The sequence below is a fragment of the Micromonospora craniellae genome, assembly GCF_014764405.1.
Classification (GTDB): domain Bacteria; phylum Actinomycetota; class Actinomycetes; order Mycobacteriales; family Micromonosporaceae; genus Micromonospora; species Micromonospora craniellae.
Genome location: NZ_CP061725.1, coordinates 1265988 through 1287558, shown reverse-complemented (window position 1 = coordinate 1287558; position 21571 = coordinate 1265988). Strand labels below are relative to the sequence as shown.

General features: G+C 68.7%; 11 protein-coding genes. 6 read left to right on the top strand and 5 right to left on the bottom strand.

Annotated features, from left to right (window positions below; translation table 11 throughout):
- The first annotated feature begins 43 nt into the window (after nucleotides 1-43).
- The 4 genes from ID554_RS05860 to ID554_RS05845 all read left to right on the top strand — a co-directional run bounded on the left by ID554_RS05860 (nucleotide 44) and on the right by ID554_RS05845 (nucleotide 11612).
- Nucleotides 44-6226 (top strand): hypothetical protein, encoded by a 6183-nt coding sequence (locus ID554_RS05860; protein WP_147333563.1) that lies wholly within the window; start codon nucleotides 44-46, stop codon nucleotides 6224-6226.
- A 259-nt stretch (nucleotides 6227-6485) separates the two neighbouring features.
- Nucleotides 6486-6842, top strand: a complete 357-nt coding sequence (locus ID554_RS05855; protein WP_147333564.1) for an effector-associated constant component EACC1 — start codon at nucleotides 6486-6488, stop codon at nucleotides 6840-6842.
- Nucleotides 6843-6873: 31 nt separating this feature from the next.
- Complete coding sequence (locus tag ID554_RS05850) at nucleotides 6874-7767, top strand: caspase family protein (protein WP_117230559.1); 894 nt, start codon at nucleotides 6874-6876, stop codon at nucleotides 7765-7767.
- Nucleotides 7761-11612: a hypothetical protein gene (locus ID554_RS05845; protein ID WP_117230560.1), complete on the top strand. Its 3852-nt coding sequence runs from the start codon at nucleotides 7761-7763 to the stop codon at nucleotides 11610-11612. The genes ID554_RS05850 and ID554_RS05845 overlap by 7 nt, the downstream gene beginning before the upstream one ends.
- 157 nt (nucleotides 11613-11769) lie before the next feature.
- Here ID554_RS05845 and ID554_RS05840 read toward each other — a convergent pair whose 3' ends face one another.
- Genes ID554_RS05840 through ID554_RS05825 form a run of 4 tightly spaced genes read right to left on the bottom strand, consistent with a single transcriptional unit; the run spans nucleotide 11770 to nucleotide 18602 of the window.
- Entirely contained in the window at nucleotides 11770-14865 is a 3096-nt protein-coding gene (locus ID554_RS05840; RefSeq protein WP_117230561.1) for a C-terminal helicase domain-containing protein, read from the bottom strand.
- The gene (locus ID554_RS05835; RefSeq protein WP_117230562.1) at nucleotides 14862-16613 is read right to left on the bottom strand and encodes a phospholipase D family protein; all 1752 of its coding nucleotides are present in this window, start codon (nucleotides 16611-16613) and stop codon (nucleotides 14862-14864) included. Before ID554_RS05835 ends, ID554_RS05840 begins: the two co-directional genes overlap by 4 nt.
- Nucleotides 16600-17784 carry a DUF6361 family protein gene (locus ID554_RS05830; protein ID WP_147333565.1) on the bottom strand — a complete coding sequence of 395 codons (1185 nt, stop codon included), beginning with the start codon at nucleotides 17782-17784 and terminating at the stop codon, nucleotides 16600-16602. Before ID554_RS05830 ends, ID554_RS05835 begins: the two co-directional genes overlap by 14 nt.
- Before the next feature lie 35 nt (nucleotides 17785-17819).
- Entirely contained in the window at nucleotides 17820-18602 is a 783-nt protein-coding gene (locus ID554_RS05825; RefSeq protein ID WP_117230564.1) for a DUF429 domain-containing protein, read from the bottom strand.
- A gap of 458 nt (nucleotides 18603-19060) precedes the next feature.
- On the opposite strand from ID554_RS05825, the gene ID554_RS05820 reads away from it, so the two are divergent.
- Together ID554_RS05820 and ID554_RS05815 are read left to right on the top strand one after the other, a co-directional pair.
- Complete coding sequence (locus tag ID554_RS05820) at nucleotides 19061-19660, top strand: HAD family hydrolase (protein ID WP_223884448.1); 600 nt, start codon at nucleotides 19061-19063, stop codon at nucleotides 19658-19660.
- 40 nt (nucleotides 19661-19700) lie between these two features.
- On the top strand, nucleotides 19701-20720 hold the full coding sequence (locus tag ID554_RS05815; protein ID WP_117231439.1) for a tryptophan--tRNA ligase: 1020 nt from the start codon (nucleotides 19701-19703) through the stop codon (nucleotides 20718-20720).
- A 15-nt stretch (nucleotides 20721-20735) separates the two neighbouring features.
- Here the strand turns inward: ID554_RS05815 and ID554_RS31380 are convergent, their stop codons facing one another.
- On the bottom strand, nucleotides 20736-21344 hold the full coding sequence (locus ID554_RS31380; RefSeq protein ID WP_223884730.1) for a hypothetical protein: 609 nt from the start codon (nucleotides 21342-21344) through the stop codon (nucleotides 20736-20738).
- Nucleotides 21345-21571: the final 227 nt, after the last annotated feature.

Genomic DNA, 21571 nt, shown 5'->3' with positions numbered 1-21571 from the left:
CGTTTCCAGCGCACAGCCATCCGCGAATAGGAGTCACACCCAAGTGAGTGGTCGTCTGCGGCACCGCCACCGGCAAGCACCGGTGCTGATCTGCACATCGGAAGGGTTCGCCGAGCTGGCCGCAGAGGCCACCGACGAGGCAGAGCGGCAGGGATACACCGCTAAGGCGGAACTCGCCGCCCAGCTCGAACGCCTCAACGATGCGCTGGAGGCGGCGTTCAAAGTCTTGACCCCGGAAGAATTCGCCGACCTCGTTTGGCGGATCCCCAACCCGGAACGCACCGACTTCCTGAGTCACCTGCGCGTGCCGTCGGCGAAGAAACCCGTGCCGATCGCGGCGGCGAACGGGCTGGCGAGGCTGCGCACGTGGACCACTGAGGATCGCCGGCGGGCGGCCCGAACCATCACCCGGCCGGTGTTGCGGCGGCTGATGGAGCCACTCAGTGCGTGGCTCATCGACGGGGATGACGCCGCTCTGCGTAAGGCGCTGGTCGACGATGTCAGCCAGGCGAATGCGGTCCGGTTGATGGTGCTCGTCTGGTGGTACGACTTTCCACAGGTCGTCGCCGCGCTGCGGATCGCACTCACCAGCGGGCTGGCGCTGCCGACCTGGCCTGCGGACGTCGTCGACGACATCGCCGCCGCCTGCGGCCGCCTTGAGGTGCTGCGCGATGAACCCGTCGGCAGCGGCGAATCAGGCGCCGATGCCGAAGACGGAGGGGACGTGCCCGACGTCGGCGATGCCACCGCTGACGTGGTCGACGGCCACCACGGTCCTGTTGAAACCAACCCTCCCGGACCAGACGCCACCACCAATACGGCGCCGGACAGCGTCGACCCGGACCTGACGGGAGCTACGACGGCCGCCGAGCTCGCCGCCCGGGTGCGTGCCGCCGTCGACAGCGCCCACAACGCAGCCCAGCAGATATTCGACGCTCTCGCCGCGTCAAAGTTGCCCGATCCGCACCTGCTCGCCCGGATTGCCGAGCTGGGCACGGTTGTCACGCATGCCCGGGCCGTCCTCGCCGATTTCGGTGTGGACACCGACTTCGGTGACGACTGCGACGCCCTCGCCGCCGCGCTCGACCGCGCCTCAGCCGAGCAGGACAACGAGAACACCGCCCGCGAGCAGCTGACACGACTGACTCATCTGTCTGGGCCGGCAACGAGCGCCGATGTGCTGGGAGGCGTCCGCCAACTCGCCGAGCAGCTGCTCGACAAGGACTGCTGGGACGACAACCAGCGAAACCATGTCGTCGCGCTGACCACCCTGGTGCAGATCATCGACGCCGCCGAAGCCGACGACACCGCCACGGCGATGCACCTGTACGCCACCGCCCAGCATCGCCTGCCCACGGAACTGGGACCGGTCCTGGTTGTCGCGCTCATGGGCAAACTGACCACCGGAATCGACAACACCCCGGCGCCGGTCGGCGACCTCAGCCAGGACGATGCCGTCGAGCATGTGGCCGGGCCGGCGCCCGAAGACCGGGTCCCCACCGAGGCCGTAGACGCTGTCGGTGCGCCACCGTCTGGTCCGATCATGGCCACCGAGAGTATCTCCGTCGACGCGCCGCCGGCCGCGACGGACATCACCTCCGACAGCGCCCAGTCGCCGGTACCTGTATCGGACACCGCTCCCGGTCACGTCGATCCAGGAAACACAACGGACAACGGTACGGAGGCGGCTGCAGCATCTGAGGGGGTAGCTGCCGCAACGGGCGACACCGACGACGTCAGCGCGCCCCGCCGCACCACAGATCAGCCCAGCGACGGGGCCGATCTGATCAATCTGCAGCCGACGGCGCCGTCTGAGCAGCATCAGCCAGCTGTCTCGCCGCGAAAACCCGATGACGCCGCGGGCGACAGCCTCATCGCGTCGCTACTACGCAAACGGCGCTACTGCCTGGCGTTTCATGCCGAGACCGTGCGGGGGAGCGCCGCCCGGGCACAGTCGCTGCGTATGCTCGCGCTGTCCGAAGCGGTCCGCAGTGAAAGCGGCGCCACGTCGGCTGCGCTGCGCGCCGACCTCGACGCGCTGCACGTTCATCACTTCGACGGTGACCGCGCCGCCCAACTGGCGCTGCTCGCCGCCGCCGTTCGGGCGGCGCTGGTGACCGCCGATCCTAACGCCGGAACGATCCTGCAGGCTTTGGTCGGTTCTCTGCATGAACTGCCGCACCTGGCCCGGGTCGCCGGCGCGATCGGCACGGCCTCCGCTCGCGGGCTTTTGTCCAGCAGCGCGACACTCGCCGCGCTTGCCCCGATCGCGGGCGCTGACCAGAGCATCGCCACCGCCGTCGAAGCCGCCGTCCAGGCACGGGACCGGCTTCGGACCGTGCGGTTCGCCCGCGCGCAGCAGATCGCCGACCAGTGGTGGTCCGCCGACGGGTTCATCGGCCAGGTGCTCGACATCGCCGCCCACGACCGTCGGGTTGACATTGACGTCGCCGTCGAGCGGCTGCGCAAGTTCTCCCGCCGGGAGGCAATCGTCGAGGAACTGATGCGGGAAGACGCCCAGATCCGGGCGAAGAACACCCGGCCGCTGGAAGGCGCGGTCCGCCGGCGCCTCACCGATCACGCACGCGAATGTCTCGACGCCGTCGGCAACTGGGTCGACGCGGTCCGGGCGAACCCGGACGCGGCCCGCGACAGCCTTCAGGTGCCCCCGCAGCTGGCGGAGCTGCGTAACGAGGTCCGCGCGGGATGGATCGACGCCGACATCGAACTGCACGACACGGCGTCGACCGGCGACGACGGCCTGCTTGCAGCGGCCGCGGCGGTCTGCCGCGAGAGTGTCGCCCGTAGTGTCGAGCTGTTGGACGGGACAAGGCTGGGCGGAGCCGAACCGGACCCGAACACCGTCCTCAACCGGGAGGTGCTGCGCAGCCGGGCCCTGCCGGTCGACGCGAAACTGAACTTCGCCAGGCCGGTGACGATCACCGATATCGAGTCGGCGGTGGCGACATCGTGGGCGGCCGCGTTCGACGCCCGGCTTGCCATCGAGGACTACGGCGCGGCGCGGATCATCATCGACGCGGTCGCAGACGAAGACCCTCGACGGGCCGAGGAAATGGTGGACCGCATCGAGGGCAGCATCGCCCGGTCGCAGAACGAGGTGCGGGCGTTGCGGGCGGATGTCGCCACGCAGGTGGAGAAAGCAGCCCGGCTGGGACAGCTCAGCCATGCCAATAACTCCCGCGTCCTCGCCGAACTGGAGGCGGCCCGCCTCGACCGGCCCGATTTGGGCGCGGTCCGACGTCAACTCGAAGACATCGTCAGCCGCCTGCCCGAATACGCCGAACAGGCCCGGGATGCGATGCGCAGCCGTGTCACGATCGAACTTAACGAGGCCGCCAGCCGGGCGGCCAACACCAACGGACCCAAGGTCGCCGAGAACGCCGCGGAGCTCATCAACGCCCGCATCGACACCGGAGACCTCGCCACCGCCGAGGAGTACCTGCTCAACGCCCTCGCGGGAGAGGATCCACCCAGCACCACCCGGCCTACCGACCTGGAGAAGTTCCTCGCTGCCCTCGGCGTTGCCACCGACGGTGTCACCCCGGCGCTGATCCGGGCCGCCCGGGACGGCGGCGCCCACAACGGCCTTGACTTCAGCCGGCTCAACGATTTTGAACGGACCAATGCCGTCGAGGGCCTCGAGCAGTGGCACCGGCTGACCACGGAACGGCAGTCGTTGCGCCACCAACGGACGAAGTCGGTGCTCGGGCATGCGCTGCGGCTGGCCGGTGTCGAGTTCACCAGCGAAAGGACCCCGTACAAGCTCGGTAACGCCCCGACCCGGAAATGGGTCGAGCTCACCAGCGTCAAGCTGACCGGTGGGGCACGGGTTCCGGCGTTCGGGTCCCGCGCCGGTGACCTGCTGAAGGTGATGCTGTGCTGGGGCGTGCAGGACGCCGCCACGCTGCTGACCTGGGTGGAGCAGGACGAGAGCAACGACCCGATCCTCGTGTTGCTGTTCGGCAGCATGTCGGCTGAACAGCGTAAGGTCCTAGCCAAAGAGTGTGCGGCCCGCGCCGACCGGCCGGTCATGGTCGTCGACGACGCCGCGATTGCGTTCCTCGCCGCCCGCGGAGGCGGGCTGTTCGCTACGACCGAACGGATCCTGCTGCCGTACGCGGCGACCAACCCGTACCACCCGAGCGGACACGACGCGCTGCCCAGGGAGATCTTCTTCGGCCGCGTCGACGAACGCAAGAGCATTCTCGACCCGTACGGCGCGAACCTGCTCTACGGCGGCCGGCAGCTGGGCAAGTCGGCGCTGCTGCAGGCCGCCGCTCGCCAGTTCGAGCTCTACCAGGACCGGGTCGCGGTGTACCTGCCGCTGTCAGGCGGATTCGGCGCCACGGTCAAGATCGACGACCTGTGGAACATGATCGCCGAACGGCTCGCCCAGCGGGGTATCACCTCGCCGCGCAAACGGGCCCGCGACGCCGCCCAGTACGTCGAGACGACGATCACCACGTGGCTGGGCAGCAACAACCAGCGCAGACTGCTGCTGCTTCTCGACGAATGCGACGGGTTCTTCGACGCCGACGCCCGGACAGGGTTCGAGCACACCACCCGCCTGCGTAACCTGATGATGACCACAAACCGTAACTTCAAGCCAGTGTTCGCCGGCCTGCACCAGGTCCAGCGGTTCGCACACTTGCCCAACCAGCCGCTCGCCAGCGCGCACTTCGGCGACCCGATCGCCATCGGCCCGTTGACACCAGCCGCGGCCCACGATTTGATGTTCACCCCGATGGACACCCTCGGGATCTCCTTTGACTCCGACGAGCTCATCCATCGGGTCCTCGCCTACTGCAACTACCAGCCGAAGCTGCTGCAGATGGTCGGCGAGGAGCTCGTGCGGGAAGCGTTGAGCCGACGGGGCCTGGAAGGGCCGCGGTACCGCATCCGCGACGAGGACCTGGAACGCGTGATCGGCTCCAACGCCGTCCGGCAGAAGATCCGTGAGACGGTGCACCTGACCCTCAACCTCGACTCGCGGTACAAGCTGATCGCTCTCGTCGTCGCCCTCTCCGCGCTGGAGAAGGGTGCCGACCATGCCATCCCCACGCACGTGCTGCGGGACGAGTGCCTGGCGTGGTGGCCGGAAGGGTTCGTCGACCAGGGAGCTGACGAGTTCCGGTCGTTGCTGTCGGAGATGAGCGGCCTCGGGGTCCTGTCGGAAACTAGCGGCCGGTGGCGGCTACGGTCCAGCAACGTGCTGCGTCTTCTCGGCACCGCGGAGACCATCGAGGAAGAGTTGTGCGCCCTGGAATGGCGTAACGTCGTCACCACCCTGTCGGCCGAGCAGGCCCGTCGTACGCTGACGGACGGCCGCATTTCGCCGGTGACCGAGAAGCAGCTGGCCACCTTGACCGAACGGGGCAACCACCTGTGGGTGGTCGTCGGCACCCAGGCGACCGGGATCGACCGGGTCGCGACGCGGCTGACTGAGGAAGCAGACATGATCGGGGCGCGGTTCACCCTGCACGTGACCCGGGGACCAGCAGGCTACCGGCGGGAACTGCGCGGTGGGGCGCCCGGTGACCGGCACCGGGTCGTGCTCAGCGACCTGTCAACAACGAGGCTCGACAATGCGCTCAACGAACTGCTTCAGGTCGACACCCTGCTGCCGGCAGCAGGGGTGACCCGCTCCGTGGTCGCGGTCGTCGACGCCAGCGTTAGCGAACTGTTCACCAAGGACGACGCTCCGCCGCTAGGGGAGGTCACCGACCGGGTGATCGTGCTGCGTCGGCTGTCGCCGGGCGGCCTGCGGTCGTGGGTCGTCGACAACGAGATCTCGTGTTTCGGTGACGCGGCCAGCCAGAAGACGCTGCTGGAAGCCACCGGCGGATGGACGGTGCTGCTCGACGACGCCGCCCGGCTCGCGGCCACCGAACGCACCGCTCGACGCGTGTGCGATGCGATCACCGCAGCAAGGCTCAACAGCGCCGAAGTCGCCGGTGTGTTCGTCGACCAGGTCGGACTGGCGAACAACCCGACGCTGGCGGCCGCGTTCGACTCGCTGCTCGACTACAACGCTCCGATGAGCAGCGAAGACCTGGCCACCTGGCTCGAGGTAACCGAATGTGGCGGCGCCCGGTCGGTGGAGGCGTTGCGGTACTTCGACGTGCTTGTCGAGCGACCCGACGACGGGCTGTGGGAACCGGAGCCGGTGTTCGCGGCGGCGTGGAGGAAAGCGCGACAGCGGTAACCGGCTGGTCCGGCGGCGGGTTTGTGACTGCCGCCGGACCAACTTGGTGAACCATTGGCCCGAAGCATTGGGCTCCGTCTTGGGCGGCGGTTATCGCCTTTCGGCGTACGCCCCGGCTCAACGTACATACGGGTGCTCGGCAGGTGCTCGGTCGCCGTGGACAGTGACACGAAGGTTCTCAATGATCATCCGATCACGGGATGTTGACCTCGCCTGCCAGAATGGACGACGGCTCTGCCGACGGGGTGAAGGGGTGGCGATGCGGTTATTGATTGACGTGCGTGGTGGCGAGAGTGACGAGAACCGCCGCGTCGTGTCGGTGCTGACCGCTGATCCCCGAACCCGACAGGCGCGGGTCAGGACAATTTTTCCGCCGCCCCGCCCGGAGACGCTCGGTGCGGCCGAGGTGATCGAGTTCATCGGGCAGAACATCCTGCTCCCGCTCACCGTGCAGGCCCTCTACGACTATCTGAAGAGTCGGTTAGGTGGCCGGGCCGCCCAGCAGCTCTCCGTGACGATTACCCGGACCGATCTGCCCGATGGCGCCCGCCACGAGACGGTGAGCATCAGTGGAGACGTCGACGCCGTGGTGGCGGCGCTCAGGTCGGCCGAGTAGAGGGGGCGGCGGTCGACGATAGGAGGTTCCGATGGGCAGTAGGTCGGATCGGGTAGATCCCTCGCAGTCGTCGGCGGTGCTGTTCGGCGTCGAGACCTATCCGAACACGTCGCTGGAGCCGGTGCCGGCCGCGCCACGGAACACCGGTGCCCTGCGCTGCTCGTTCGCCGACCCGGAACTGTGGGGGCTACGCGGCAACCACCGGCTCGTCGTCGAGGCTGACCCGTCCAAGGCCGACATGCTCGACGCGGTCGCCAACGCGGCCCGGATCCCGGATGACGACGGAATTCTGCTCATCTATTTCGTCGGTCACGCCCTCTACGGCGGTGGCACGCTCTATCTGGCCGGTTCAGACGCCAACCTGAGCCAGACGAGCACACTGTTGACCATTCCCGAGCTGACCGAAGCCGCCGCGTCATCGGCGGCTGCTCGGAAACTGCTCATCCTCGACTGCTGCTATTCCGGGGCCGCCGCCGGCAGTCTCAAAGCCGAGACTCAGGCGGCGAATGAGGCGGCCGGCTGGCTGCTGATCGCGGCCACCGACGTGGTGCCGGCCCAGAACGCGCGGTTGGACGAGGAGTTCACCCCGTTCACCGCCGCGCTCCTCGCCAGCTTCGAAGGCTCGCCCGGGGTGGGGCGGAGCCTGTCGCCGAGGACGGTGCTGGCGCACGCCGCGACCTTGCTCGAGGGGAGCCGAGAACCAACCACGCGGCCTGGGAGGACGACCCGTGGCTGCGGAACCGCCGGTACCGACCACCGCCCGTCACCAGAAACCTCCTGGCCAACAGGCCACCCGCCAGTCCGTTCAGCGGACACCGAGGGCTGCCCGGGCTGCTGGCCTGGCCGGAGCGGGATGCCCGGTTCGTCGGGCGGAAGCGCGAACTCCAACTCGGGGCCAAGCGAGTCGTCGCGGGTGGCGTGCTGACCGTCACCGGTCCGCTCAAGGCGGGTAAGGACCACTTCGCCGACCAGTTGATCGCCGAGGTCCGGTCCCGCGGGACGTTCGACGAGAAGGATGTCCTGCTCGGGCTGGAGATCCCCATCGCCACCGCGGAAGAACCGGTGTTGGAGAGCCTGTCCCGGGCGTTGGGCGAACATCTCGACGAACGGGACGCGATCGAGCCGGCGGCGATGGCCAGCCTGGACGGGCGCCGCCGACGGCTGGTGACCAGCCTGATGCAGCAGGTGGGCGACCGGAAACTGCTCATCCACATCGACTGCACACGGCTCGGGCCCGACCCGGCAGCCGTGCGGGCGGAACTGGACACCCTGCTGGAGGACCCCTATTTCCGGCGGGCCGTGACGGTGGTCAAGGCCCGCACCAAACTGGACCTGACCGGCGATGGGCAACTACGAGACCTGCCACCGATCCCGCTCGGTGAGCTCTCCGACGACGAGGCGGGCGAGCTGCTCGGCAACCTGCTCGACGCGGAGCAGATCGAGCTCGACGGCCTCGACCTCAAGGCCGAGGTCCTGCGACGGCTGAATGATCCGCTGGTTCGGCTGCCCGGGGTGTTGGTGAACGGGGTGGACGGGTTCATCGCCGACCACCAGCTGACCGACACCGGCGAACTCGTCGCCGGCAGCCTGGTCGACGCACTGCTGAACCGCTCCGTGCCGACGGTGCTCCGGGCCCTGCGCGACGCCGGTGGCCTGCAACTGCGGCAACCGTCGCCGACCGGGCACCGGCACGGGCCCCTCGCGGTGCTGATCTGTTGGGCGCTGACCGAGGGGCTGCCGGTCAGTCATCAGGTCCTGCAATCTGCGGACGTGGGTTTCCGGGCCCAGATCGAGCAGCTCACGGACGCCCGAGTCCTGCGGATCGAGGCCGGGGACGGCGCGCCGTCCTATGGGATCGGCCCGGCCAGCCGGAACACCCTGCGCCTGCTCCTGCTCGTCCTGCTCGGTGTCGACGAGAGCGCCGAGGGCGTGGACTCGGCGGGCATGGCGACGATCCGACGGACCATCAGCACGCTACCCGGCCCCGAGCGCGAGGCGTCTCCGGACGAGCTGGACGAGGCGCTGGCCAGGGCTGGCACGGCGCTTCAGACCACGATCAGCCAGCTAAGCCCGGACCGCGTCCCGGAACTCGTCCAGGCGGTCCGGTGGGCGGTCGGGTGGATCGACGAGGACGCCGCCGGCCGGCTACCGCGGCTGCGTGACGCGCTTTCCGTGATCAATGCGTACGACGGTGACGCGGTGTACCTCAGCGTCGTCCCAGAGCGCTCGGCGTCGCCGGTGACCGTCGACGCCGTTGAATCGGCTCTCTCGCCGGACACCGCCGACCTGGAGCGTCTCCTCGCGGCGGCGGCACGCCTGACCGTGGCCGCACGGCAGCAGGGCACGGCCGCCGGCATACTCGACGGACTCGTGCGGGCCGCGTCCGAGGTCGCCGACGCGATCGTGGCGTGCCCTGCCGACCTGGTGTCCTATCACCTGCTCAAGTCCGTGGACGCGACCCTGTTCCTGGCCGGCCGGCGGCTCCGGTCGACGACGAGCCTGCTCGCCGCGCGGGAGCGGGCGGCCGACGCCCTCTACCAGGGAGCCGTCACCGCCGGCGCCAGCCGGACGGACCGCGTGCTGGTGGTGCTCTCCTGGCTGCTCAACACCGCGGAGGCCCAAGTCGACGCCGGCCGGCGGGACCAGGCCCGGGGCACCTGGGGGAAGGCCGAGGAAATATTCACGCTGCTCCCGGAGGCGCGGGACACCCGGCAGCAGATGACCCGGCTGCAGATGGAGCACCGCCTGGGTCGCCTGCAGGCGCGGTGCGCCGACAGCCACGCCGACCGGATCAGCGGCCTGCGCCGGGCGTTCGCGCGCACGAAGACCGGGCTCGGCCTCTCCAAACGCGCCGACGAACTCGCGCTCTGGTGTTCCCGGCACATCGACACCGCCTCCGTGCTGGCGCTGGAGCTCCGGGCGGCCGACGACCAGGAGGCGTTCGTCACCGGGGTGCTTGACCAGCTCACGACGGTGTGGCAGCCGCACGCTCCGTGGCCGGTCGCCGTTCGCGTCGCGGTCTGGCGGTTCATGCATGGGACCTTCCGTGGTCTGGTCGAGACGGACCGGCGGCTGACCGCCGCGCGCCGATCCCTGTCGCTGCTGTTGCAGGGCGACGCCGAGGAGCGGGAGGGGCAGCAGGCCCTGCTGATCGCGCAGGTCGAGGCGCACCTGTTCCTGGCCCGTACCCTGCGGGTCAACGACCAGCTCCAGGAGGCGCTCACGGAGGCGCGCCGAGCGCTGAGCCTCGCCGAGACCTGCCGTGATCTGAGCGTCTCCACCGCCGGCGGCGAGACCGCTGCCCGTGCCTATCTGCTCTGGCTCCAGGCACTCCGGACGGTCATCCTGTGGAGCCCGCCACGGGATGCGCCGGGCGGCACCCGGACGCAGCTGAAGCGGGAAGCCGGAATCGCTCAGGAATGGCTGCGTAACCAGGACGGCCCGATGACGTGGGCCCATGCCGTGCTCGACCTGTGGTGCATGCGCACGCTGTGGTCCGAGGAGGGCAACCTGACCGTCGCGTCGGCCCGGGAGGGAGAGGATTTCAGCCGGCTGCCCCGGGGGATTAAGGAGCAGCGGCTAGAGGAGGCGTACCGCAAGCGCCGGAGGTCGTTGCTGGGGCACGAGCGGGTGTACGGACCGTCGATCGAACTCTGCCGGATGCAGGTGCACCTCGAACGGCAGTACCAGCGGTGGCAGTCGGTGATCTGGCGGAGGAATGTCGACAACAGCGCGGTCTGGGAGCTGCTTCGGCGAGCCGAAGATCGGTGGCCACACAATCCGGCCCTGGTGGCGTCCATCGCCGATTTCCACCGCTACATCTGGGAGCACGGCGAGGCGATTGCCGAATACCAGAAGCTTGTGACGATGGCGACTAACGCGCACGACCGGCTCCGAGCGGTCTACGGCGCGGTGGAGAGCGCGGTGACCCAGGCCCAGTATGACAACCGCCTTCCGGGGTCGAAGCGCCAACAGATGCTCACGGACGCCCGGCAGTTGCTCGACGACGAGATCCAGGAGCGCTCGCTTCCCGCCGATTTCGCGCTGCTTCGCCACCGGGTCGCGCTGGAACTGGACGAGGAGGTCGACTGGGATCGGGTCGACCGGGTCTTCGACGAGATCATCGGGGACGACTACTCCCGTAACATCGGCCGGTACCTCACCATCCGACGGTACGGTTCGGTCTTCCACAGATCGGTCGCCGACCAGCTCAGCTCGGAGGTGAGAACCCAGCTACGGCAACTGTCCCACGGCGGCCCGGTCGCGGAGCCGGCGGACGGCGACGGCGTGGAGCAGCAGGACGCCATGGTGGTGGAGGACGAGAGTTCCTCGATGCTCGGCGAGTTGCTGTTGGAGAACTTCACCGACGTGGATCTCCTGCAGGCGCTCGGTTCGATCTACCTGAGGCGGGCCGACCTCACCGAGGGGCAGCACGACGCCACCGCGGTGGCCGAACGCACCCGCCGGGCCTTCGACTGTTTCGATGCCTGTCGCATCCTCCAGCAGGACCGCACCGGCAAGACCCCGCTCGTCACCAAGTTCCTCAGCGGCCGGGCGATCCTGCTCGCGGCCCAGGCCAGCGATGATCCCGACCCGTTCGACTGGGAGGCCCCGTCACCGCACCGAAACTGGATCGAGTACGCGACGTCCCTGTTGCAGGTCTGCAAGTCCTCCGCGGTGGGCGGTTTCGGACGGGTGTGCAATTGGCGTTTCAAGGAGGCGAACGACGTGCTGACGCGACTCAACCGCGGGGAGTGGCCGCTCCGCTGACGTCCCCGACGACTGTCAGGCGGTTCACTCCAAGACTCCTGGGGCTGACCTGGTGATCCTGTGCGGACGTTAGTGTTGAAGCTGCTCGTCCAGTGGGGCTTCGCCCCGCTGCATGCTGTGAAGTCCGCTGGTCAAGGAAGCCGGCTGGTTTGGTCTGTCACTGAGGCAGTCTTTCGGGGGCCGGTCGTAGGTTCAGGATTTCGGTCGTGTTGGTCCTGTCGGTGGTGTGACGTCGGAGCAGGTTGAGGAGGTCTTCCTGCCGTGGTTGGCCGAACGCCAGCCGGTACATCGCCAGGTCGGATTTGAGCCGGTCGAGTTTCGCTTGGTCGCGGCTGAGGGGGTACGGCAGGACGTGCCGTTCGATCTTTGCCCGGCCGGGGAACACCCAGTACGGGGCGAAGTCGCCGAGCTCTCCGGATTCTGCTCGTGCCGCGTCGTACAGGGCCTTCCACACGTCTGGCTCGGGGGAGCGCAGGGCAGCGGCGCGGTGTGCGGCGGCGATGTTGCGGCGTACGGCGTGTCCGCCGAAGCGGTGCACTCGGCCCTCGCGTTGTTCGAAGTCGACGGGGTTGGCGGGGGTGTTCCAGTGCACGACGGCCGAGCACCATTGGTGGAAGTCGATGCCTTCCTGGCCGGCGCTGGTCGTGGCGACAACGAACGGCCAGAACGGGCTGTTGAAGGCCCGACGTACGACTGCTTTGCGGTCGGCCTGGGATTGTTCTTCGCCGCGGCCGCCGTAGCGCAGCGCGAACCGGCCGGGCAGTTTGATCCGCTCGTCGGGATGACGCGGGTCGAAGGCTTCGTACGTCGATGGTCGGCTGGCGATTGCTTGCCGTGCCTCGTCGGCCAGCCGGCAGACTTCCTCGTCGTCGAGGCAGATGTCGGCGGCCCCGCTGCGCAGGGTGTGCAGGTGCTCGTCGAGGACGGCTTGCAGATCGCCGGCGGCGCAGTAGCGCAGTACCGCCTGCCAGTAGACCGGGCCCATCGACAGGCTGTCGAGCAGTTGGGCGGATTCCGGCCGGTTGAACAGGGACCGCAGTCCGTTGGCCAGTACCGCCGCGGCGCGCCAGTGCCCTGCGGAGGTGACCGCGTCGTCGGGGTGGATCAGTCGGGACAGGGCCCGCCAGACGATGTTGCCCGGCCCGTGCATGCCGATCTCCGCGACGCTGCCGAGCAGACCGTGGAGATGGTCTGCTGTCGGGTAGCGGGCGTTGCTGGCCAGCTCACGAGCTCGCTCCACGTGCCGATCTAGGCCGGTGGCCGTTGTCTGCTCGTCGGCGGAGGTACCCAGGGCGGCAGCGGCGTCGTCCGGGCCGGGGTCGGCGCCTGGCCACCGGAAGACCAGTTCCCACGGCTCAGCCGGGCTCGCTTCGGCGACCGCCGTATCGGTGGAGGCGTGCGCGAGCAACCGTTCCCGCACCTCGCGTTCGAACACGGCCAGCGGCGCAGTCTCGTCCGGTCGCTGCCGGGCCAGGGCCAGCGGATCGCACAGCGCGGCCAGAGCGGGATGGGGCCAGAAGAGTGCCAGGACGCTCATTGCCGCTGGGCGGCTGTTCTCGGTGCGGTAGTCGAGGTGCCGGTGTCCCTCCCCGTGGCCGCCGAGCCGGCGTTCGGCTTCGTAGCTGAGTAATCCGGCCACCGCGGTGGGGGTGGCGTTCCAGGAGGAGAACAACAGCCGCTTGGTGATGCCTTCGGCCGCCGCGGTGGCGAACGGTTCGTCGAGAGTGTGGTACAGCAGGGACGGGGGCAGCCACAGCAGTCGCCACCAGCCCCGGTCGACGGTGTCCGCGGCGAGTCGCCGTAGCCGGCCGTTGCCGAGATCGACGGGTTCTCGTCGGTTGATCGTGTCGGCGTCGAGTAGCTGCGCGGTGGCCAGCAGCGCGGTGACGTCGGGGTCCGGTTTGCCGTCGAGCGCTTTTCGGACCTTGTCGCCGAGTTGGTAGCCGTCGAGGAAGTTCAGGAAGTAGGGGGCGGACTTCCAGTACTCAACCGACATCCGTGCGTCGACGGCGTCGGCGACCCGGCGCATCGCCACGTAGCCGCGCACGTCACGGGGGTCGAGGTCGTCGGCCAGGTCGAGGTGTTCGCTCAGCATCCCGTCCTGGCCCAGCGCGGGCCGTTCGGTGCGGCACATGACCCGCAACAACAGGGCGCGCAGCCGGTCGCGTAGGTCGCCGCAGGGTTCGCCGCGGACCAGGGCGTCCCGGTACGCCTCGAAGGTCTTCGTCACGTCGGCGTGCCAGCACTCGTCGTCGGTGAGGAAGCGCAGGACCTGCCGGAAGTCGCGGTAGTGGTCCTCGCCGGCACCAGCCTCCTCGGCGAAGGTGAACGGTTTGTACGGGGTGGCCGACAGCAGCAGCACTCGGGCGGCTCGATGATCGAACAGGTGCCGGGCGAGTTCCGCGCTATCGCCACCGTCCGGGTCGAGGAGCTCCCGGAAGCGCTGGAACTCGTCGAGGATGACCAGGTCCGGGTCGAGGACCTCGACCCCGGCGGTGGCCAGCGCCGTTCGCAAAGCACCGGTGAGTGTGCGGGCCTTCTCCCGCAGCGCGTCGGGCAGGGCGGGGCGTCGACCGATGCCGTCGAGTAGCGCGTCGAACTCGTCGAGCAGGCCGCCGTGGCGGGCACGACGCAGGAACCCCTCGGCGATCGTCGGGTCGATCTCTCCTTCGAGCTGCTCCCAGAGCCTGTCGCACTGCTCCTCGAAGCGTTCAGGGGTGGCGACGGTCGCCTGCAACGCGCGTAGCGCGGCTCCGGTTCGCCAGCCGCCCCACGAGTGGGCCTGTTCGAGGAGCAGGAAGATCAGCGCCCGCTCCTCCACGGCACCGGTCCGCCAGCCCTGGTCGAAGGAGGTGCCCGGGGTGAAAGCGATCAGATTGATCGGCTTGCCGGTGGTGGCGGTCGCGGCGTTGAGCCGATGTGCGTACTTGGCGAGCAGGGTGAGCCGGCTGGACAGGGTGACGATCTTGTCGGCGGTGACCCGCAGCCGGTCGATGTTCTGCCGGGCGACGTCCTGGTTGGAGCAGACGTAGATGACGTCGACCCGTTCCACGCTGTCGTCGTCCTGCAGCCGCTGCAGGGTCTCGGCGATGACACCCCTGGCCACGACGCTCTTACCGAGCCCGGTCTCGTCGGCGACCAGGAACCGGCGGGTCGGGTCGGCACCGAAGTACCGGTCGACGACATGCGCGACGGTGGCACGCTGGAAGTCCTTCAGGCCGGCCATGACCGGCCCCGCGTCGTACCGCTTCACCGGCCCACCGCCTCTGCCCTCGCGTCCCGCGCCTGGTCGATGACCCGCCACAGCTCGGTGAATCCGGGCGGCAGCAGCCGCCTGCTGTCGCCGTCGGCTTCGATACGGGCGACCAACCGGGCCAGGTCGTCGAGCTGCTCCGGGCGGTCCACGAGAGCATTGAGTAGCAGTTCGAGGATGCCGGTGCCGCCGGTACGCCAGACGCCCTGCCCGCCAGCGTCGCCGCTCACGGCGGCGGCAGCCTCGGTGCCGAGGCCGAGCATCAACAACAGGAACCGCAGGAACTTCTCGGGCGTGTCGATCTGCTGGGCGAGGACGTGGTCAAGCCGATGGGCCGGGTCACCGATCAGGGTGGCGAGAACGACGGTCTGTTCCCGGCCTGTACGGTCTTCGGCGACCACCAGGACGAAAGGGGTGATATCGGCCAGCGCGAGCCCGACGAACACCGCGGACACCGGCTGCCCCGGAACCAGCGACACCGCTTCACCACGGCGCGTGTGCAACTGCACGGTGATCCGTACACCCGTGACCTCAGGAACGGATTCCTGCGAGTCGAGCCGGATTTCGTACCCGACGGCTGAGGTCGTGACGGTGGCTGACATGGGTAATGCGGCGATGTCACGGATGAGGTCGCGTAGCAAACCGGTGTCGGGCTCCGGCTCGGTGACGTCTCGGCGTTCGTGCCGTTCGAGGATCTCCCGGAAACCCGCGTCGGGGCCGAGGAGTGCGTTGGTCCCCCACCGGTTCCGGCTGCCGATCAGCTCCACCAGCAACTCGACGTTGCCGCCGAACGCCGCGTCGGTGGCGTTCGCCGAGCCGAGCAGGACCCGCGCCTGATGGCCCTTCTCCACCACGTACACCTTCGCGTGCAGACCGTGCAGCACCTCCTGACCCGGCGGCGCCTCCTCGGCGGGCAGACCGGCCAAGGCGCTGACCACGAACGCCTCGGCACCTGTCAGGCTCTCCTCGGGCAGACGGTCGAGCGCCTCCTGCCGGCTTACCACCGACAGCATGCCGCTGGGTGCGCACCGGTTCAGTCCACCCGGCGTGCAGAACGGCGATATGACCAGGTGACGCGTCCCCGCGAAGTCCGGCGGGCGGCTACCAGGCACCCCGAGGGCGTGGAAGACCATGCTTCGGGCGTCTTCAGGTAATTCCCAATCGGCGCGCCGCAGGTCCTCGCACAGCGCCTCGATCGCCGCGTGCCGGGCGGCCGGTAGCGGCGTGACCGCCAGCCGCACCGCATACCGCAGAAGGTCAGCCAGAGGCCGGTTGTCCGCCCTCGGGCGGGTGCCGGGCACGCCATCCAACCGAAGGCACACGTCCCAGCCGCGATCCTTGGTCAGATTGCGGCTGAGCACCAGCAGCCGCAGCGACACCTCTCCCGTCGTGTCGTCGATGAACCGCAGCGCCCACAGCTTCGGGTGGAACAGGTGACCCGGCTTGGGGCGGTGCACCTCGTGCACCATGGGCTCGACGAACGCCAACAGCGCCGACGCCCCTGACGGCACCACGATCTGCCCCGCCTGACAGAACACGTCGATGCGGTCCGCGCAGCGCCGTACACCCTCCATGACCGCGATCGGGTCCGCCGACTCCCGCAGGCCATGCGCGGCGAACGCCAACGGTGCGACCAGCAGACTCTCCAGATCCAGGGTGAACGTCAACGCCGCCGCCCGGCACAACCGCGCCCCCGGCGGTGGGCGCAACGAGTCGAGCAACAGCGCGCGGGAGTCAGGCGCGAGCACCGGCAGCCTCCGAAGGACCAGCAGCGCAACCGTCGTGGATGTCGGTGAGGATCCGGCGGACCTGCGGCCAACGGAACACCAGCCGTCGACTGCCCGACGCGCCACTCCACGTACGCAACAACTTGTCGTTGACCAACCGCGACTGGCCCTTCTTCACCGACCGCTCCCGCTCGCCGACGAGATCCCGCAGGGCCGGGTCGCTGATCGCCTCGCCGGCAGCCCCGCTGGTCACCGCGTCGAGCCACCGCTCGATGAACTGCCGGGCCCTGACGTTCGTGCTGATCCGGGGATTCTTCTCGATCAGCAGCGTCCACATCCCCGACCGATCCCAGCCCTTAAGGCTCTGCTCCGCCGACACCCGATCGCTCCATGCCGACAGCCTGTCGCGGTAGCGAGCCGTCGGCTGTTCGTGCTCGGACAGGCCCGCCCGCTCGTACCGCTCGGCGACGAGCAGGTTGTACAACAGCGCCGCACCATGCATGGCCAGCGAGAAGCGCTGCGCGTCCCGAACCAGGGAACCGATCGGCTCCGGCGCGGCCAGCGCCGCCGGCTCGTCCCACGGCGCATCGCCCTCCGACCCAGGGCGATGCGCGGGCTTGAGCAGGTACGCCAGCAGGGTGCCGGGAACCGCAGCGATGATCCGCTCGCGCAGCCAACGGGCCTCGTCCGGGTGTAACCTAAGCCCACCCTCGACCTCCTGCGGAAAGTTCGCCGGTGCCCCGGGCAGGGTCGGAATCCAGCTGCTGCGTGACCGCTCGGTCAGCTCATCAGCCTCGGCCAGCCGGGATACCAGCCGTCGGTCCGGTGCCGTGTCATCCGCACCGCTGCGGATGCCGTACTCCTGAAGAGCAACGGCGTAGATGTTCGAGGGCAGGGTGCGAACCCCGACTCCGGCACGACTGCCGATCATGCCCTCCGTGTCGCTGCCGCGCAGTAGAGCGGCGATCACCTTCCGCTCGTTGCGGTCGACCCGCGCGGCGAGGCGGTCACCGCGTAGCCCACGCTTCTGCGCCTCCTGGTAGCACCAGGGCACGATCAACAGGTACCGTGCCCGGTTCTGCAGGACCGACGTGCCGGGAAACAGCAGGTCGCTGAACGCGTCGCGGACCTGACCGACGCCCAGCTCGTCCCGGCTCTGCGTGTCGCTGAAGAGCTTGAGCAACTCACGCATGCGTTGCTGATCCTCGCGAGACGTGTCCAGCCAACTCAGCCCCGAGGCCATGGACGCCTCCCGCCCGCTTCGGCGCCGTCGACAAGGTCGCTGAGCGGCCCCGTGGGCAGGGCGATCCAGCCCTCGACCCCTGCGACCTGCCGCTGCTCGTCGTCGGGTCGGGTCGCCCTGCCTATGGCGGCGGCACGCGCGTTGAGGGCCGCGACGACCGCGTCGAAGGCGTCGTGGCTGCGGCGACACAGCGCCTCGGAAGCGCCCAGTTCCAGCCAGGGTGCGGCCGCGCAGAGCGCGGTCACGAGGTCGGCATGCTGCGTCTTCTGGCCCCGTCCCTTGTAACCGCGGTAGGCCAACCCCCAACGGAACAGGGCCGCGGCCGGGTACACCTCGACGATTCTGCCGTCGCCGCACCGGTCGACGTCCTGGTCGGCGGCGGCCAGCATCGCCAACAGCCCGGCACATCGGAAAGCGGCATGAGCGATGCGGTCCGCGGCCACGCTGAGCGGAATGATGCCGGTCGTCTCGCGTACCACCTCGTCGGTCACCCGGTAGGCCAGACGACGCCGCCACTGTGCGGCATCGCCGTCGGCGACGGTGACGTGGCCGGACCGGTGGGCCGTGACGAGCGCGGCGAAGGGTTCGGGCCAGCCGAGTGGGCAGTCCAACCCGACCTTGTCCGCGTCCTGGCTGGCCTTGACGATCTGGGCATCGCCCACGTCCAGGACCAGGTTTCGAACCACTGCGCGGTCCGACAGCCATTCGATGGTCGCCATCGCCGTACGTTTGTCCGCCGCTGCGAGGTCGACGCCGAGGGTCAGCACCGCAACACTCTAGGTGCCGACCTTGCGTCGGGGCATGGCTCGACCGACCGTCGTTGTAGGACGTTCAGGCACGCGTGACCCCCGGATCGGTGAGTGAGGAGTGGGCCCGGTCCGTGTGAGTGATTCTGCGCGAGCATGGCCCAGGGCCTACCGTGATCCTTGGCCAGCTGGTTGTCATGATCCACGTGGTGTCTCCATGGGTGCTCGGGCGCGATGGGACGGGGCCAGCGCGCGACGGACTGGGCCGGACGCCGTCCCGTGAAGCTGGGGCCTGACCGCGAACAGATGGACCCAAGTGACCTCGTTGGACCAGACGACTCGACCAAGATCAACCTCTTAATCCGCGGGTTCGGGGTTCGAGTCCCTGGCGGCGCACCAAGCAGCAAGGCCCTGACCTGGCAGAACTCTGCCAGTCGGGGCCTATTTCGCGTACGCCGTGGTGGCTGGTCGCTCGCCGGGTGCTCGCCGACCGGATGCGGCACCTGGGTATCCAGATCACCGACCAGGAGTGCGCCACGGCGTTCGCCGGTCTCGATCAAGCAGTGGCGGCCCGGCTGATCGCCGATCGCCTGGGCGGTGCCGTGCCCACCGGTTGGTTCGACGCACTGACGGTCGTGGTGGATACCGCGCTGCGTGCCGAGGTGGCCCCGGTGCCCGGGGTCGCTGCATTGCTGCAGCAGCTTCGTGTTCCTTTCTGCGTGGCGTCGAACGGACGTCCCGAGAAGGTCGCGTTGACCCTGGGCGTCTGTGGCCTGGCGCCGTACTTCGAGGGCCGGATCTTCACGGCCGCCGAGGTCGCGCATGGCAAACCTGCTCCTGATCTCTTCCTGCTGGCGGCGTCCAGGATGGGCGTACCACCTGCCCGCTGCGTCGTCGTCGAGGACAGCGAGTCGGGAGTGGTGGCTGCACGCAGCGCAGGAATGCGCGTCCTGCGGTACGCGCCCGATGGCTCCACGTCAGGGTCGGTCCGAACTTTCGGGGACCTGGCGGAGTTGCCGTCGTTGCTCGGCCTTGCCGATACCAACAACAGCATTTCGGTACGCGCCGACAGCCGATGAGGACGGAAGATCGAAGGCGGCTCACGGTAATGTCGTGCCCATGGGTTCGACGGCGCGAAGGGTATCGCTGACCGGCATCAAGCCGACCGGTGAGCCGCATCTGGGCAACTACATCGGCGCGATCCTGCCGGCTCTGCGTTTGGCTGACAGTTACGAGTCGCTGTACTTCATCGCTGACTATCACGCGCTGACGACGATCCGCGATCGTGAGCTGATGCAGCACTACACCCGCTCCGTGGCGGCCACCTGGCTGACGGCCGGACTCGACCCGGATCGCACCACGTTCTACCGCCAGTCGGATGTCCCGGAGATCTTCGAGCTGAACTGGATCCTGGCGTGTATGGCCGGCAAGGGCCTGATGAACCGGGCGCACGCCTACAAAGCGGCGCGTGACCGCAACCGGGAAGCCGGCAAGGATGATCTTGACGCCGGTGTGAACATGGGCCTGTTCAACTACCCGGTGCTGATGGCGGTCGACATCCTCATCATGGACGCCGACGTGGTGCCTGTCGGTCGCGACCAGGTCCAGCACGTCGAGTACGCGGCAGACATCGCTGGCAGTTTCAACGCCGTCTACGGAGACCGGTTCAAGTTCAAGATCCCCACTGCTGTCATTCCTGACGAGGGGTCGGCGCACACCCTGCCCGGCACCGATGGTCGCAAGATGAGTAAGTCGTACGGCAACACGATCCCCTTGTTCGCGCCAGAGCCCAGCCTGCGGAAACTGGTGCGGCGTATCCCGACTGACAGCGTGCCGGTGGAGGAACCGAAGGACCCGGACTCGGCTGCGGTGTTCAAGCTGCTTGAGCGGTTCGGCGAGGTGGACGTGGTCGCCGACACGCGGGCGCGGCTGTCGGCCGGCGGGATGGGCTGGGGAGAGGTCAAGGCGCATCTCGCTGACGCGCTCGTCGCCGAGTTCGCGCCGCTTCGGGAGCGTTACGAGGCGCTGATGGCGCAGGGGAGCGAACTGGACGACCTTCTCGCCCACGGTGCGGACAAGGCCCGGAAGCAGACCAGGCCGTTGCTGGATCGGGTGAGAGACGCCATCGGCATCGGATAGCTCGTGCCCCGTCTGTCAGGCGAGTGCGTCGACCACCTGGTCGGCGCAGTGCCAGGCGGTGGTCCATTTGCCGGGCAGCGCGACGAGCAGGTTCCCAGTTGGAGTCCACCCATCCGGAGGTCGCCGGAGGTCCACGACAAGGCTGGATGGGTCAGCCAGCAAACTGGTTGGCTCGCACACGGTCCCCCAGATCATGCTGAGTTCCGGCCGGGACTGGCTCAGGCGGTGTCGATCGAGTGCGTCCAGTAGTCGAGCACGCTCCTCTGCGGCTGTTCCGTATTCACCCTGAACGCTGGGCAAGCCCGCTCGGATGCCGCCTCGATCCGGGCTGAGGGCGAGTAGGTCGCCGTCCAGCCAGTAGGTGACGCCCTCTACCGCAATGCCAGGCTGCCGGCCCCAGGCAATTCGGCGTGTGCGCAAGGTGTGCTGAATTCCGGCGTCGGACAGCAAAGCCGGTGTGCTGGCACCGGCTGCCAGCACCACCACCCGTGCCCGCGGCATTGGAGGCGCGATCGAGACGAGGGTGCTCTCCGGATCGCGCCGCAGGATGGCGGCTTGTCGCTGCACAGCCGGTACGCCGGTGGTCCGTGCCAGATCGACGAGGCCGGCGCTGAGGGCCAGCAAGTCGATGCTGTAGTCGGGGATGCGGAAGGCGGCTGCCGGCGACGGAAAGTGTTCTACGCTTCGCGGGTCGACCTCCTCGACCGGGATACCGATTCGGTTCCAGAAGTCCAGGTAGCGCTGGACGGTATCGGCTCAATGAAACAGCGCAAGCCCGTCGGCTTGCCCCACCCGTGCAGGCACGGCCAGGTCGCCAGCGGTCCCGGTGATCCCAGCAGGCCGCGCTCAGC